14 protein-coding genes are annotated in these 11,720 nt (G+C 72.1%); 7 read left to right on the forward strand and 7 right to left on the reverse strand.

Annotation, left to right across the window (positions count from 1 at the left end; all coding sequences use genetic code 11):
* Positions 1-7: 7 nt before the first annotated feature.
* The gene (locus EV385_RS17995) at positions 8-742 is read right to left on the reverse strand and encodes an alanyl-tRNA editing protein (protein WP_130510511.1); all 735 of its coding nucleotides are present in this window, start codon (positions 740-742) and stop codon (positions 8-10) included.
* A gap of 139 nt (positions 743-881) precedes the next feature.
* Between EV385_RS17995 and EV385_RS18000 the strand changes: the two genes are divergently transcribed.
* The gene (locus EV385_RS18000) at positions 882-2,183 is read left to right on the forward strand and encodes a BTAD domain-containing putative transcriptional regulator (protein ID WP_130510512.1); all 1,302 of its coding nucleotides are present in this window, start codon (positions 882-884) and stop codon (positions 2,181-2,183) included.
* A 97-nt stretch (positions 2,184-2,280) separates the two neighbouring features.
* On the opposite strand, the gene EV385_RS35715 is transcribed toward EV385_RS18000, so the two are convergent.
* Positions 2,281-2,406, reverse strand: a complete 126-nt coding sequence (locus EV385_RS35715) for a hypothetical protein (protein ID WP_278044993.1) — start codon at positions 2,404-2,406, stop codon at positions 2,281-2,283.
* Between the two features lie 139 nt (positions 2,407-2,545).
* Between EV385_RS35715 and EV385_RS18005 the strand changes: the two genes are divergently transcribed.
* On the forward strand, positions 2,546-3,502 hold the full coding sequence (locus tag EV385_RS18005) for a GlxA family transcriptional regulator (protein WP_130510513.1): 957 nt from the start codon (positions 2,546-2,548) through the stop codon (positions 3,500-3,502).
* Positions 3,503-3,506: 4 nt separating this feature from the next.
* Here EV385_RS18005 and EV385_RS18010 read toward each other — a convergent pair whose 3' ends face one another.
* Positions 3,507-3,836, reverse strand: a complete 330-nt coding sequence (locus tag EV385_RS18010; RefSeq protein WP_130510514.1) for an STAS domain-containing protein — start codon at positions 3,834-3,836, stop codon at positions 3,507-3,509.
* A gap of 467 nt (positions 3,837-4,303) precedes the next feature.
* On the opposite strand from EV385_RS18010, the gene EV385_RS18015 reads away from it, so the two are divergent.
* The gene (locus tag EV385_RS18015) at positions 4,304-4,777 is read left to right on the forward strand and encodes a cysteine dioxygenase (protein WP_130510515.1); all 474 of its coding nucleotides are present in this window, start codon (positions 4,304-4,306) and stop codon (positions 4,775-4,777) included.
* Positions 4,774-5,238 carry a rhodanese-like domain-containing protein gene (locus EV385_RS18020; RefSeq protein ID WP_130510516.1) on the forward strand — a complete coding sequence of 155 codons (465 nt, stop codon included), beginning with the start codon at positions 4,774-4,776 and terminating at the stop codon, positions 5,236-5,238. The genes EV385_RS18015 and EV385_RS18020 overlap by 4 nt, the downstream gene beginning before the upstream one ends.
* On the opposite strand, the gene EV385_RS18025 is transcribed toward EV385_RS18020, so the two are convergent.
* From EV385_RS18025 to EV385_RS18040, 4 genes are read right to left on the reverse strand one after another with little or no spacing between them, the layout of a single operon-like run.
* Positions 5,206-6,105 (reverse strand): ABC transporter permease, encoded by a 900-nt coding sequence (locus tag EV385_RS18025; protein WP_130510517.1) that lies wholly within the window; start codon positions 6,103-6,105, stop codon positions 5,206-5,208. The two genes, EV385_RS18020 and EV385_RS18025, sit on opposite strands and share 33 nt — an antisense overlap.
* Positions 6,095-6,886, reverse strand: coding sequence for an ABC transporter ATP-binding protein (locus tag EV385_RS18030; protein ID WP_130510518.1), 792 nt, complete (start codon positions 6,884-6,886; stop codon positions 6,095-6,097). The genes EV385_RS18025 and EV385_RS18030 overlap by 11 nt, the downstream gene beginning before the upstream one ends.
* A 19-nt stretch (positions 6,887-6,905) precedes the next feature.
* A complete protein-coding gene (locus EV385_RS18035; RefSeq protein ID WP_130510519.1) occupies positions 6,906-7,967 on the reverse strand; it encodes an ABC transporter substrate-binding protein in 1,062 nt (353 codons plus the stop codon).
* 8 nt (positions 7,968-7,975) lie between these two features.
* Entirely contained in the window at positions 7,976-8,392 is a 417-nt protein-coding gene (locus EV385_RS18040; RefSeq protein ID WP_130510520.1) for an RrF2 family transcriptional regulator, read from the reverse strand.
* Positions 8,393-8,565: 173 nt separating this feature from the next.
* On the opposite strand from EV385_RS18040, the gene EV385_RS18045 reads away from it, so the two are divergent.
* The 3 genes from EV385_RS18045 (at position 8,566) to EV385_RS18055 (ending at position 11,604) form a co-directional block, all read left to right on the forward strand.
* Positions 8,566-9,516, forward strand: coding sequence for a sulfotransferase domain-containing protein (locus EV385_RS18045; protein WP_130510521.1), 951 nt, complete (start codon positions 8,566-8,568; stop codon positions 9,514-9,516).
* An 11-nt stretch (positions 9,517-9,527) separates the two neighbouring features.
* The gene (locus EV385_RS18050; RefSeq protein WP_130510522.1) at positions 9,528-10,442 is read left to right on the forward strand and encodes a glycoside hydrolase family protein; all 915 of its coding nucleotides are present in this window, start codon (positions 9,528-9,530) and stop codon (positions 10,440-10,442) included.
* A 79-nt stretch (positions 10,443-10,521) separates the two neighbouring features.
* A complete protein-coding gene (locus EV385_RS18055) occupies positions 10,522-11,604 on the forward strand; it encodes a sensor domain-containing diguanylate cyclase (RefSeq protein WP_130510523.1) in 1,083 nt (360 codons plus the stop codon).
* Positions 11,605-11,720 lie beyond the last annotated feature (116 nt).

The raw sequence follows: 11,720 nt of genomic DNA on the forward strand, positions 1-11,720 counted from the left end.
CCGGTGCTCAGAGCAGGCGCAGCCGGACGCGGCGGTTCTGCCGGCCCTTGCTTTCCACCTTGACGATCTGCACCCGGCCGACCTGCGCGGTCGATGCCACGTGGGTGCCACCGTCAGCCTGCACATCCAGTCCGACGATGTCCACGACCCGGATCTCCGGCATGTCCAGCGGCGGCAGCGCGTCCTGGGTGCGTACCAGGTCCGGGATGGCCAGGGCCTCAGCGCGGGGCAGCACCCGCGCCACGATCTTGCGGTCGGCGGTGATCTCCGCGTTGACCGCGTCCTCCAGCGACTGCTTGAACCCGGCCGGCACCTCGGGCAGGTTGAAGTCCATCCGCGCCTCGCCGGGCTGCATGTTGCCGCCGGTCACCAGTGCGCCGAAGTCGCGGAACACCGTGCCGCACAGGATGTGCAGCCCGGAATGGGTACGCATCAGGGTGCTGCGCCGGTCGTCGTCGAGGGCTCCGCGTACGGTGGTTCCGGCCGGTGGCACCGGGTCACCCGGGGCGGGGATCAGGTACAGGTCGTCACCCTTGCGGGTGTCCACGATCCGGGTCTGTACCCCCTGCCAGAGGAGTACACCGTGGTCCGGTGGCTGACCGCCGCCGCCCGGATAGAACGCCGAACGGTCCAGCACGATGCCGCCCTCGGGGTCGGCGGAGACCACGGTGCAGTCCCACTCGCGGATCGTCGGGTCGACCCAGTCCAGCCGATGCGTGTGTCCGTGCTGCTCGAACGCCATCGCAGCAGTCTAGGTCCGGCCAGGTGCCGGGGTGGCTACCCGGCGCGGCGCCGGAAAGCCAAGTCAGCGTTCGGCCACGGGTTCCTGCCGGATCCGGCCATTCTGCGACCGTACACACCGGACCTAGCCTCGGACCGTCATGGACTTTCGTCTGCTTGGTGAGTTCGAAGCCGTTCACGAGTCGCGTCCGGTCCCGGTGGGGCGGCGCCAGGAACGGCAGGCGCTGGCCGCCCTGCTGATCGTCCCGGCGGGCCGGGCGGTCTCCACGGACCGGCTGGTCGACACGGTCTGGCCCGAGGACCCGCCCCGCACCGCCCGCGCCACCCTGCACACGTACGTGGCGCGGTTGCGCCAGGCGCTGGAACCGTACGGGGTGCGGATCGTGCACGTCGGCGACGGGTACCGGATCGATCCCGGCCCGGCCACGGTGGACGCGTACCGGTTCCGGGAGCTCGCGGCCGCCGCCGAGGCCACCGCCGACCCGGCGCAGCGGGCCCGGCTGGCCGCGTCGGCGCTGGCGCTGTGGCGCGGCGACCTGCCCGCCGAACAGGAGCTGACCACGCTGCGGCTGACCGTCGCCGAGCGGTACGCGCGACTGCGGCTGGACGCGGGCGATCCGGCCGCCGACCTGCTCCCGCTGGCCCGGGCGTACCCGGCCCGGGAGCGGCTGGCCGGTCTGGTGATGACCGCGCTGCACCGTGCGGGCCGCCGCGCGGACGCGCTGGCGCTGTTCAGCCGGGTCGCGCGGGCGCTCGCCGAGCAGGGCGGCGAGCCCGGCCCGGAGCTCGGGCGCCTGCGCGACCGGGTGGCCCGGGCCGATCCGGGGCTGGACCGGCCGCCCGCGCCCGGGTACGCCGTGCGCGTCCGCGACGAGTGGCTGCCCTGGCTCACGGGCGGCCACCCGGCGCTGGAGTTCTGCAACACGTACGCCGGGTGGGGCGCCCACCGGCCGCCCCGCGTCCCGGCCGGTGGGTTCCGGGCGGAGTGGCTGCGCTCGTACCGCGCCCTCGCCGCGTGGGTGGGTCATGTCGGGCTGGCCGACGACTGGGTCGTGACGCGGCTGCTGACGGCCGCCCGCCGCGACCCCGTGCACGCGGCGGATGTCCTGGCCGAGGCGCGGGACCTGCGCGCCCACCTGTACGCCTGCCTCACCGACGAGCGGGACGCGGCCGCGTTCAAGGCCGTGGCGGACGCGGCCGAGTCGGCGGGCCGGTCGGCGACGTTCGCCCGTGGCGAGGACGGCCTGGGCCGCTGGCGGGTCTCGCCGAGCGCCGGGTTGCGCCTGCCGGTGCGGGCTGCCGCGTTGAGCGCCGCGCACCTGCTGGCGGACCCCCGGCGGTTCACGGTGCGCGCCTGCCCCGGCGAGCACTGCGGCTGGCTGTTCCTGGATGAGCAGGGTCAACGGCGCTGGTGCAGCGTCGGTACCTGCGGCGGCGCCTGAGCGACGGCCGGGCCTGAGCGACGGCCGGGCCTGAGCGACGGCCGGGCCTGAGCGACGGCCGGGCCCGAGCCACCGGCCGGGTCCGGCCGCCAGGCCCCTACAGGCGGCGCCGGAACCCGTCGACGGTGGGCCGCCAGTCGGCGCCGTCGCGGCTGTCGGCGGTCAGGCCCAGCGCCGCGGCGATCGTGAGGAGCAGGAAGAAGACGAGAATGCTGAGTGCCATGATGACGTACCCCTGTCCGGCGTGACGGCCGGTGCGCACCGGGTGTGTTAGATACAGCCTGCCCCGGTGTCCGGGCCGCCGACAGTGGCAGAGATGCCATACATCCACAAAATCCTGCCACGCGGCGTAGGCTGGTCGCATGCTGGAGCGGATCGCCGTCATCGCACTGCCCGAGGCCGCCGTCTTCGAACTGGGCGTGCTCTGCGAACTCTTCGGGTACGACCGCACCGCCGAGGGCCTGCCCGGGTACGACTTCGCGGTGTGCAGTCCCGGCGGGCGGCCGGTCCGCACGCACGCGGGCTTCTCGATCACCACCGGACACGACCTGACGCCCGTCGAGTCGGCGGATCTGGTGGCCGTGGCCCCGTACGGATATGAGCAGGATCCGCCCGCCGAGGTGCTGGCCGCGCTGCGCCGGGCGCACGCCCGCGGCGCCTGGCTGATGAGCATGTGTACCGGTGCGTTCGCGCTGGGCGCGGCGGGGCTGCTCGACGGGCGCCGCTGCACCACCCACTGGCGGCACACCGAGGCGCTGGCCGCGCGGTTCCCGGCCGCCCGGGTCGACCCCGACGTGCTGTACGTCGCCGACGATCGCGTGCTCACCAGCGCCGGCACGGCGGCCAGCATCGATCTCGGCCTGCACCTGGTCCGCCAGGAGCACGGCTCGGCGGTGGCCACGATGCTGGCGCGCCGGATGGTGGTTCCGCCGCACCGCGACGGCGGGCAGGCGCAGTTCATCGAGACCCCGGTGCCGGAGCTGGGCCACTGCGACACGTTGCAGCCGGTGTTGACCCGCGTGCTGGAGGAGCTCGACCGGGAACACACGGTCGAGACGATGGCGGCGCAGGCGCACATGGCGCCCCGGACGTTCGCCCGGCGCTTCCGGGCGGAGACGGGGGTGACGCCGCACGACTGGCTGACCGGTCAGCGGGTGCTGCTGGCCCGGCGCCTGCTGGAGGACTCCGACCTGGGTGTCGACGCGATCGCGGTCCGGGCGGGGTTCGGGTCGGCGGCCACGCTGCGACACCACTTCACCCGGCGGCTCAGCACGACCCCGCAGGCGTACCGGGCGACCTTCCAGCACCGGGCCGCCTGACTATTCAGTGCGGTACCGGCACTGGCTCCTCGACGAGTTCGCCGAGGAGCTTCGTGACCTCCAGGACCATGCGGACCACCGGGCCGGGATTGCGCAGGCGCAACGGAATTCCTTGGGCGTCCGCGGCCCGCTTCGCGGCGACGAACACGCCGATGCCGGCGGAGTCCAGGAACGTCACATCGCTGAGGTCGACCACGATCCGGCCGCCGACCCGGGAGGTCACCACCTCGCGCAGCACGCCTCGTACGGCTGCGGCGGTGTGGATGTCGATGTCTCCCTCCGGGGAGACGATCACCGTGTCGTCGGCCAGTTGCAGGGTGCAGTCGAACGGCATGACGGTCCCGCCTCTCCATGGGATGCCAGCGCCCGGTGGCGCGGTTGCGCACACTGTGCCCACCGCCGGGGGTGCGTATGCCGTCCGGTGATCGCCTTGGCACGAACCTGGGAGCACGAACCGGAGGAGATATATCCCTCTTAACCTATGGGATATGAGGCTACGGGGTGGTGTCGCCGGGTAGGGTGCAGCGCATGGAGCGGCAAGTTCACCTGACCCGGCGCCGGGTCGTCGACTTCCGCCTGGTGGCCAGCAGCGCCTGTTGAGCGCCCGGACGATGGCCTCGGCGCCGAACGGCGCGGCCGTCGTCTCGCTCGGCGATGACTCGGAAGCCGGCCCGGACGCCCGCTGGCACCCCGAGGGCGCCGCCCCCGGCAGTTCTCCCGTTCGATCCGTACCGCGTGCCGCCGTGCGCTGGTGCGTTAAACCTACTAAACACATAGGCATTAGGAGTATTGGAGGCCGTCATGGCGCACGTAGGAACAGTCATCGATCACCTGGCCGTCGCCCGCCGCTACGCGGACGACCCGGTCGCCTGGCCGGTCGCACCACGATTCAGCGCGACCGGCCGGTGGTATGCGAGGATCGCGGAGCATCGCGAATACGAGGTGTGGCTGCTCACCTGGCTACCCGGCCAGGGGACGGATCTGCACGACCACGGTGGCTCGGCCGGCGCCCTGCACGTGGTCAGCGGCTCGCTCGTCGAGGACGTGGTCGCGCCGGTCGCGGACGGAGGATTCCGGATGAACGTACGGCACCTCGACGCGGGTATCGGACACGCCTTCGGCCCCCGGTACGTGCACCGGATCGTCAACCGCTCCCGCCGCCCGGCCGTCAGCGTGCACGTGTACGGTCCCGCGCTGACCAGCATGACCCGGTACCGCCTGAGCGCCGTCGGCCTGGAGGTCGCCGAGGTCGAGCGCGCCGGGGTCCAGTGGTGAGCGCCGCCCCGCCCGGCTCGTACGGGATCGACGAACTGCTGGCCCAGGCCCGCGCCCGGCTCGACCGGCTGTCCCCGCAGGCGGCGTACGCGGCGCAGCGGGACGGCGCCGTACTGGTGGACATCCGCCCGGCGGCGCAGCGGGCCGAGCACGGCGAGATCCCGGGTGCGCTGGTGGTCGAGCGCAACGTCCTGGAGTGGCGGTTCGACCCGCGCAGCGATGCCCGGCTGCCCATCGCCGACCGCTTCGACCTGCAGGTCATCGTGGTCTGCCAGGAGGGCTACACGTCGTCACTGGCCGCGGATGCGCTGCAGACCATCGGCCTGCGGCGGGCCACGGACCTGGCGGGTGGCTTCGCCGCGTGGCGGGCCGCCGACCTGCCCACCACCCCCGGCGACGTCGGCGCGGGCGGTGGGCGGCAGGACGGGTCAGGAGCCGGTCAGGCCCCAGCGGCGGCGTAGCGCGTTGTCGGCGGCGTTGAAGAGGATGTCGATGAAGATGCCCAGAATCAGCACGACGATGATGTAGGCGACCACCAGCGGGGCGTTCACGAGGTCGCGGGCGCCCTGCATCCGGGCGCCGATGGACAGCGCGCCCGGCACGATGACCAGCAGCTCGCCGGCCATGAGGCTGCGCCAGGAGAACGCCCAGCCCTGCTTGAGCCCGGAGATGAACGAGGGCAGCGAGGCGGGCAGGATCAGGTGCCGGTACTTGGCGAAGCCGCGCATGCCGAGCACCTGCCCGACCCGCAGCCAGGTCCGTGGCACGTAGTCGATGCCGCTGATCAGCCCGTTCGCCACCGACGGCGTGGCACCGATCACGACGACGAACATGATGGCGCTCTCGCTGATCTGGAACAGCAGGATGGCCAGCGGGAACCACATGATCGACGGCATGGTCTGCAGCCCCGTGATCAGCGAGCCGATGGCCGCGCGCAGCGGGCTGAATCGGGCCACCGCGGCGCCGATCACCGTGCCGAGGAGCACGGCCAGCGCGAATCCGGTGATCGCCCGGGTCATGGTGAGCTGGATCGACTCCCAGAACTCGCCCGTGCTGATCAGGGAACCCAGCTCGCTGAAGACCTCACCGGGCGAGGGCAGCGCGTACGGCGGCCTCAGCTCGGCCCAGTAGACGGCCTGCCACAACGCGACGACGATCCCGACCGCCAGCAGTTTCGGCCAGGCGGAACGCCAGACGGCGGCGCCGACGCGGCCCAGCGTCCGCTCCTCGACCACGCGGCCGCCCAGTTCGAGCGCGTCGAGCCCGGTGACCTGGTCGGCGCCCGACGTGTCGCGGTCCGTCCCCTGGGTGGGTGCGTCAGTGGGCATGGCGGGAGACCTCCGCGCGCAGTCGGTCGGTGATGGTCGCGGCCAGCGCCGAGACCTCGGGCGAGTCGATGCGCCGGGGGCGTGCGTGGGGCACCGGGAAGTCCTCGATGACCCGGCCGGGACGGCTGCTCAGCAGCACCACCCGGTCGCCGAGCCGGACCGCCTCGCGCACGTTGTGCGTGACGAACAGGACCGTCAGCTCCTGTTCGCGCCAGATCCGTTCCATCTCGTCGTGCAGGATGTCACGGGTCATCGCGTCCAGGGCGCCGAACGGCTCGTCCATGAGCAGCACGTCGGCCTCCTGCGCCAGCGCGCGGGCCAGCGCGACCCGCTGCCGCATGCCGCCGGACAGCTCGTGCGGCCGCTTGTCGCCGAAACCCTTGAGACGTACGGTCTCCAGCAGTTGGGCGGCCCGTTCGCGGCGTTCCGCGCGGCCGAAACCCCGCAGGCGCAGGGCGATCTCCACGTTGCCCGCGACCGACAGCCACGGGAACAGCGCGGCCTCCTGGAACATCAGGGCGACCCGGCGGCCACCGGTGTCCAGGACGCCGCCGCTGATCTGGTCGAGCCCGGCGACCAGCGACAGCAGGGTGCTCTTGCCGCAGCCGGAGGCGCCGAGCAGGCAGACGAACTCGCCCGGGTACACGTCGAGGGAGACGCGGTCGAGGGCGAGCAGCGCGCCGTCGCCGCGACCGTACTGTTTCGACACGCCGTCCAGGCGGACGACCGCGCTGGTGCGCTGGCCGCCCGCCTGCCAGGTGTCCTGAGCGGTGAGGCTCATGGACTTCTGCCTTTCCTGCTTAGGCCGCGCTGTCGTTGACCGCGGGCTTGCCCGAGGCGGTCAGCAGCTCGTTGAGCGGGCTGAGGTTGTAGATGCCCTTGAGGTCCACGGGCTCCAGCAATCCGACCTCCTCGGCGTGCTTGGCGCTGCCGTACAACGAGGGCGCGATCGGGTCGACCGTGAAGGTGAGGTTGGCGAACGCCGACTTCAGGACGGGGTCCTTGAGGGGCTTGCCGGTGAGCGCGGCGAGCTGGTCGTTGGTCGCCTTCTCGGCGGCGGCCTTGTCGGTGTTCAGGTAGTTCACCGCCGCGATGTGGCCCTGCAGCAGCTTCTTGACGGTCGCCGGGTGCTGCTCGAGGAACTTCTGCGACACGATGAGGTGCGTGGTGACGAACTGGCCGCCGGGCCAGAGGGTCTTCTCGTCGACCAGCACCTTGCCCTTGGATTCGGTCACCATCTTGGCGACGTTCGGCTCCGGCACCCAGGCGCCGTCGATGGAGCCCTGGGCGAAAGCCTGCACCGCGGTCGCGTTGTCCTGCGGCAGGATGGAGACGTCGCCGCCGCCCTGCTGGTCGGCGTTGAGGCCCTGGCCCTTGAGCCAGTGGCGCAGCGCCACGTCCTGCGTGTTGCCGAGCTGCGGCGTGGCGATCTTCTTGCCCTTGAGGTCGGCCGCGGAGTTGATGCCCTGCTTTACGACCAGCGCGGCGCCGCCCGAGGTGCTGCCCGCGATGATCTTCAGCGCGGTGCCCTTGGACTTGGCCCAGCCGTTGATCGCGGGGTTCGGGCCGATGTAGGTGGCGTCGATGGCGCCCGAGAACAGCGCTTCGATCGCGGCCGGGCCGGCGCTGAAGGTCTTCGCCTCCAGCTTGGTGCTGCCCAGCGCCTGGGTGAACAGACCGTTCTTCACGCCGACCAGGGCGGGGGCGTGGGTGATGTTCGGGAAGTAGCCGAGGCGCAGCGCCGTCGCCTCGCCGCTGGCGTCCGCGGTGGATTTGTCGTCGTCACCGCAGGCGCTCAACGCGGTTGCGGCGGCCAGGGCGGCCGCCGCAATGGCGAAGGCGCGGGTTATGCGGGAGCTCATGTGCACTCCTAGGTGGTTTGTACTGTGCTGGTGGCCGAGAGGTCGGCCAGAGTGGTGGTGTCCAGAACGCCCTCGATGGCGTCCCGGACGGCGAGCCACACGTCGCGCAGACCGGCGGCCGCCCCGTGGTAACGGGCGACCTCCGTGGGTTGTCCGCGCACGGAACTCAGTGCACCGCCAGTCGCCCGAACCACGTCCCCGATCGCGATCTCCGTCGGGGGGCGGGTCAGGGCGTACCCCCCGTCCATCCCGCGGTGGCTGTGCAGCAGCCCGGCGCGACGCAGGTCGAGCAGGATGCCGTGCAGGAAGCTGAGCGGGATGTCCTGGGTCGCCGCGAGTTCCGCCGCCTTCACGAGCCGCGGGTGAGCGGCGGTGATGGCGAGCATTGCCCGGACGGCGTAGTCGGTGCGCGCTGAGACGTACACGGTGGTGACGTCCTCTCCCCGACGGTGTGGATCTTATCTTCGGAATCTCGATCTGGTTGGTGGGAATACTCGATGATGCAGGGTATGGCTGTCAAGCGGGGATCTTCACCCGATCGGGTTGCATTCCACCAATCCTACGTGTTCAGTAGAGATTCCCCCGTGGAGGAGGCACGATGCCACTACCCGACTTCCTCATCGCCGGAGTGCCGAAGGCGGGCACCACGGCACTGCACGCCGCGCTGGAGCGGCACCCGCAGCTCTACCTGTCGCGCCCGAAGGAGCCGAAGTTCTTCCTCACCGACGGACCGCCGCCGCGCATCGGGGGCCCGGGCGACAAGCAGACGTACCAGGAACACATCTGGCGACAGGAGGACTACGAGCGGTTGTTCGTGCCCGCGCCGCGCGGCACCCTGCGCGGCGAGGCCACCCCGTTCTATCTGTACGACCCGGCCACCCACCTGCGGATCCACGCACTGGTCCCGGACGTACGGATCATCCTCATGCTGCGTGATCCCGTGGACCGGGCGCACTCCAACTGGACCCACCTGTGGATCGCGGGCCTGGAGCCGGAAGCGGACTTCGTCACCGCCTGCCGCCTGGAGGAGCAGCGCCGCGCCGCCGGCTGGGCCGACTTCTGGCACTACATCGGCCTCGGCAGGTACGGCGAGCAGGTGCGCCACCTGTTCGAGGTCTTCGACCGGGAGCAGGTGCTCCTGCTGCGCTACCGGGACCTGCGCGAGCAGCCCGCCGCCACCCTCGACCAGGTATGCGCGTTCCTTGGGGTAAGGACCGGCCTGCTCACGGAGGTGCCACGGGAGAACGTGAATCGGCACGTGGTCGAGGACACCAGGTTCAACGCCGCCCTGCGCGGCCTGTTGCGCTTCGGCGGGAACGTCGGGCACGTCTTCCCGTTGCCGGTCCGCAAGTCCTTCCGCGGCCCCCTGCTCACGGTGCTGCACCGCCGCAAGGGTCGCCGGCCCCGGCCCACCCGCCAGGAGCGGGCCGCGCTGCTGCCCTACTTCGCCGACGACCTGGCGCTGCTGCAGGACGTCACCGGCCGGTCGTACGCCGACTGGCTCTCGCTCGACCCCGCCCAATCCCAGGCCGGAACTTCCCGACCCTGAACGGAGCCCACGTGACGATCATCAGCCCCGCCCTGCCCCTTCCCCGCTGGACCGACGCCGCCGTGGTGATCGAGCCGCCCAGCACCGAGGCCGGTGCCTGGTCCGGTGCGCCGAGTGCGCTGCTGGCCGACGACGGGATCTACCTCGCGTACCGGCTGCGGCTGCCGGTCGACCAGGGCCGGGGATACGCCAACGTGGTCGCCCACGCGGCCGACGGCGTGACGTTCCGCACCATCGCCACCGTGACGAAGGAGAAGTTCGGCGCCGAGTCGCTGGAGCGGCCCGCGCTGACCCGGACGGCGGACGGCCGCTGGCGCCTGTACGTCAGCGCGGCCACCCCGGGCACCAAGCACTGGCGGGTGGACCTGCTGGAGGCCGACACCCCGGCCGACCTCGACGGGGCAACCCCGCGCACCGTGCTGCCCGGCGACCAGCACGTCGGGGTCAAGGACCCCGTGCTGCTGGCCGCCGACGGCGGCTGGCACCTGTGGGCGTCCTGCCACCCGCTGGAGTCCTGGAACCACGCCGACCGCATGACCACCGAGTACGCCACCAGCCCGGACGGCGTGCACTGGACGTGGCGGGGCACCGCGCTGCGCGGGCGTCCCGGCCAGTGGGACGCCCGGGGGGTCCGGGTGTCCACGGTGCTGCCGGTCGGGGGTGAGCTGCTGGCCGCGTACGACGGGCGGGCCAGCGCCGAGGAGAACTGGGAGGAGCGGACGGGGACGGCGCGGGGGCGCCGGGTGGGCGACGGGACGTTCGGGCCGCTCACGGCCGAGCCCGAGCCGCCGCTGGGGTCCCCGTACCCGCCGCACGGGCTGCGGTACCTCAGCATCGTGGCGCTGCCCGACGGGCGGCACCGGCTCTACTACGAGGCCACCCGCGCGGACGGGGCGCACGAACTGCGGACCGAACTGGTGAACTGAGCCCCCGTGGGAGCCCTACCAAGTCCGGCATCTGGCAATTCATCGTCTGCTATGGATTTCTGCCACTACAGTTTGTTCCATGCTGGACGGTGTGAGCGTACGGGGCGGCACCGATGCACATCTGCAGGCGTTGCGGGCGCTCAACGCGGTCAGTAAGCGCGTACACAGCAGCCTGGATCTCACCGAGACCCTGGACGCCGTGGCCGAGGGGGTGGTGGAGGCGGCCGGCTTCGGCCTCGCGGCGGTGAACCTGGCCGAGCCCAACGGCGACTTCACGGTCGTCTCCGCCGCCGGCAGCGACGAGCTGCGCCGCTCGATGGTGGGCACCCGGGGCAGCGCGGAACACTGGCACGAGCTGTTCCGCCGCGCCGAACGCTGGGGCGCGCTGTACTTCGTCGACCACCGCAAGGGGATCCCGGAGGATCTGTGCACCTGGATCCCGGACATCCCCGAGCCGGAGGACCCGGACGGCTGGCACCCGCACGACTGCCTGTTCGCCCCGCTGATGGCGCCGTCCGGCGAGTGGGTCGGGGTGCTCAGCGTCGACCTGCCGGTCGGTGGCCGGCGACCCGGCCCGGAGCAGCTCGAGGTGCTCTCGCTGTTCGCGGAGCACGCGGCGATCGCCATCCTGCACGCCCGCATGCACTCGTCGCTGGAGCGCAGCAAGGCCCGTCTGCAGTACGCCGCGACCCACGACCCGCTGACCGGCCTGCCCAACCGCGCCTGGTTGCGGTCCCGGGTGGACGCGCTGCTACGCCAGCCCGCCCGCGAGGTCGGGGTCATGGTGGTGGACCTGGACGGCTTCAAGCGGGTCAACGACGCCGCCGGTCACGAGGCCGGCGACGAGGTGCTCATGGTGGTGGCCCGGCGGATGCAGCGGCACCTGCGCGAGGGGGACCTGCTGGCCCGGATGGGCGGCGACGAGTTCGTGGCCGTGCTGGCCGGCGACGACGTGACCCGGGCGGTGCACGAGATGGCCGCCCGGTTCCGCGCCGTGGTCGCCCAGCCGGTCGTGGGGCGTACCGGGACGCACCGGGTCACCGCCAGCGTGGGCTGCGCGATCGGCACGGTGGCGGACGGCTTCTCCCGGCTGCTCCGGGTCGCGGACACGGAGATGTACCGCGCCAAGCGGCTTCGTCTCGACCCGGAGCCCACCCGCTGACCCCCGTCAGCTCAGCCGGAAGTAGTCGAGGTTGAATCCGCACCGCCTGAAGCTCGCCCGATCTTGAAAGGTTCGGGTCAGCTCCGAACCCGAACTCTTCAACCATCCACGCGCCG

Source organism: Krasilnikovia cinnamomea (assembly GCF_004217545.1).
Lineage (GTDB): Bacteria > Actinomycetota > Actinomycetes > Mycobacteriales > Micromonosporaceae > Actinoplanes > Actinoplanes cinnamomeus.

What these genes read in the sequence shown, in the direction of transcription:
- EV385_RS18000 (WP_130510512.1), top strand. Translation starts at nt 882, where the DNA reads ATGGACTTTCGTCTGCTTGGTGAGTTCGAAGCCGTTCACGAGTCGCGT.
- EV385_RS18030 (WP_130510518.1), bottom strand. Translation starts at nt 6,886, where the DNA reads ATGAGCCTCACCGCTCAGGACACCTGGCAGGCGGGCGGCCAGCGCACC.
- EV385_RS18025 (WP_130510517.1), bottom strand. Translation starts at nt 6,105, where the DNA reads ATGCCCACTGACGCACCCACCCAGGGGACGGACCGCGACACGTCGGGC.
- EV385_RS17995 (WP_130510511.1), bottom strand. Translation starts at nt 742, where the DNA reads ATGGCGTTCGAGCAGCACGGACACACGCATCGGCTGGACTGGGTCGAC.
- EV385_RS18010 (WP_130510514.1), bottom strand. Translation starts at nt 3,836, where the DNA reads ATGCCGTTCGACTGCACCCTGCAACTGGCCGACGACACGGTGATCGTC.
- EV385_RS18055 (WP_130510523.1), top strand. Translation starts at nt 10,522, where the DNA reads ATGCTGGACGGTGTGAGCGTACGGGGCGGCACCGATGCACATCTGCAG.
- EV385_RS18015 (WP_130510515.1), top strand. Translation starts at nt 4,304, where the DNA reads ATGGCGCACGTAGGAACAGTCATCGATCACCTGGCCGTCGCCCGCCGC.
- EV385_RS18035 (WP_130510519.1), bottom strand. Translation starts at nt 7,967, where the DNA reads ATGAGCTCCCGCATAACCCGCGCCTTCGCCATTGCGGCGGCCGCCCTG.
- EV385_RS35715 (WP_278044993.1), bottom strand. Translation starts at nt 2,406, where the DNA reads ATGGCACTCAGCATTCTCGTCTTCTTCCTGCTCCTCACGATCGCCGCG.
- EV385_RS18005 (WP_130510513.1), top strand. Translation starts at nt 2,546, where the DNA reads ATGCTGGAGCGGATCGCCGTCATCGCACTGCCCGAGGCCGCCGTCTTC.
- EV385_RS18045 (WP_130510521.1), top strand. Translation starts at nt 8,566, where the DNA reads ATGCCACTACCCGACTTCCTCATCGCCGGAGTGCCGAAGGCGGGCACC.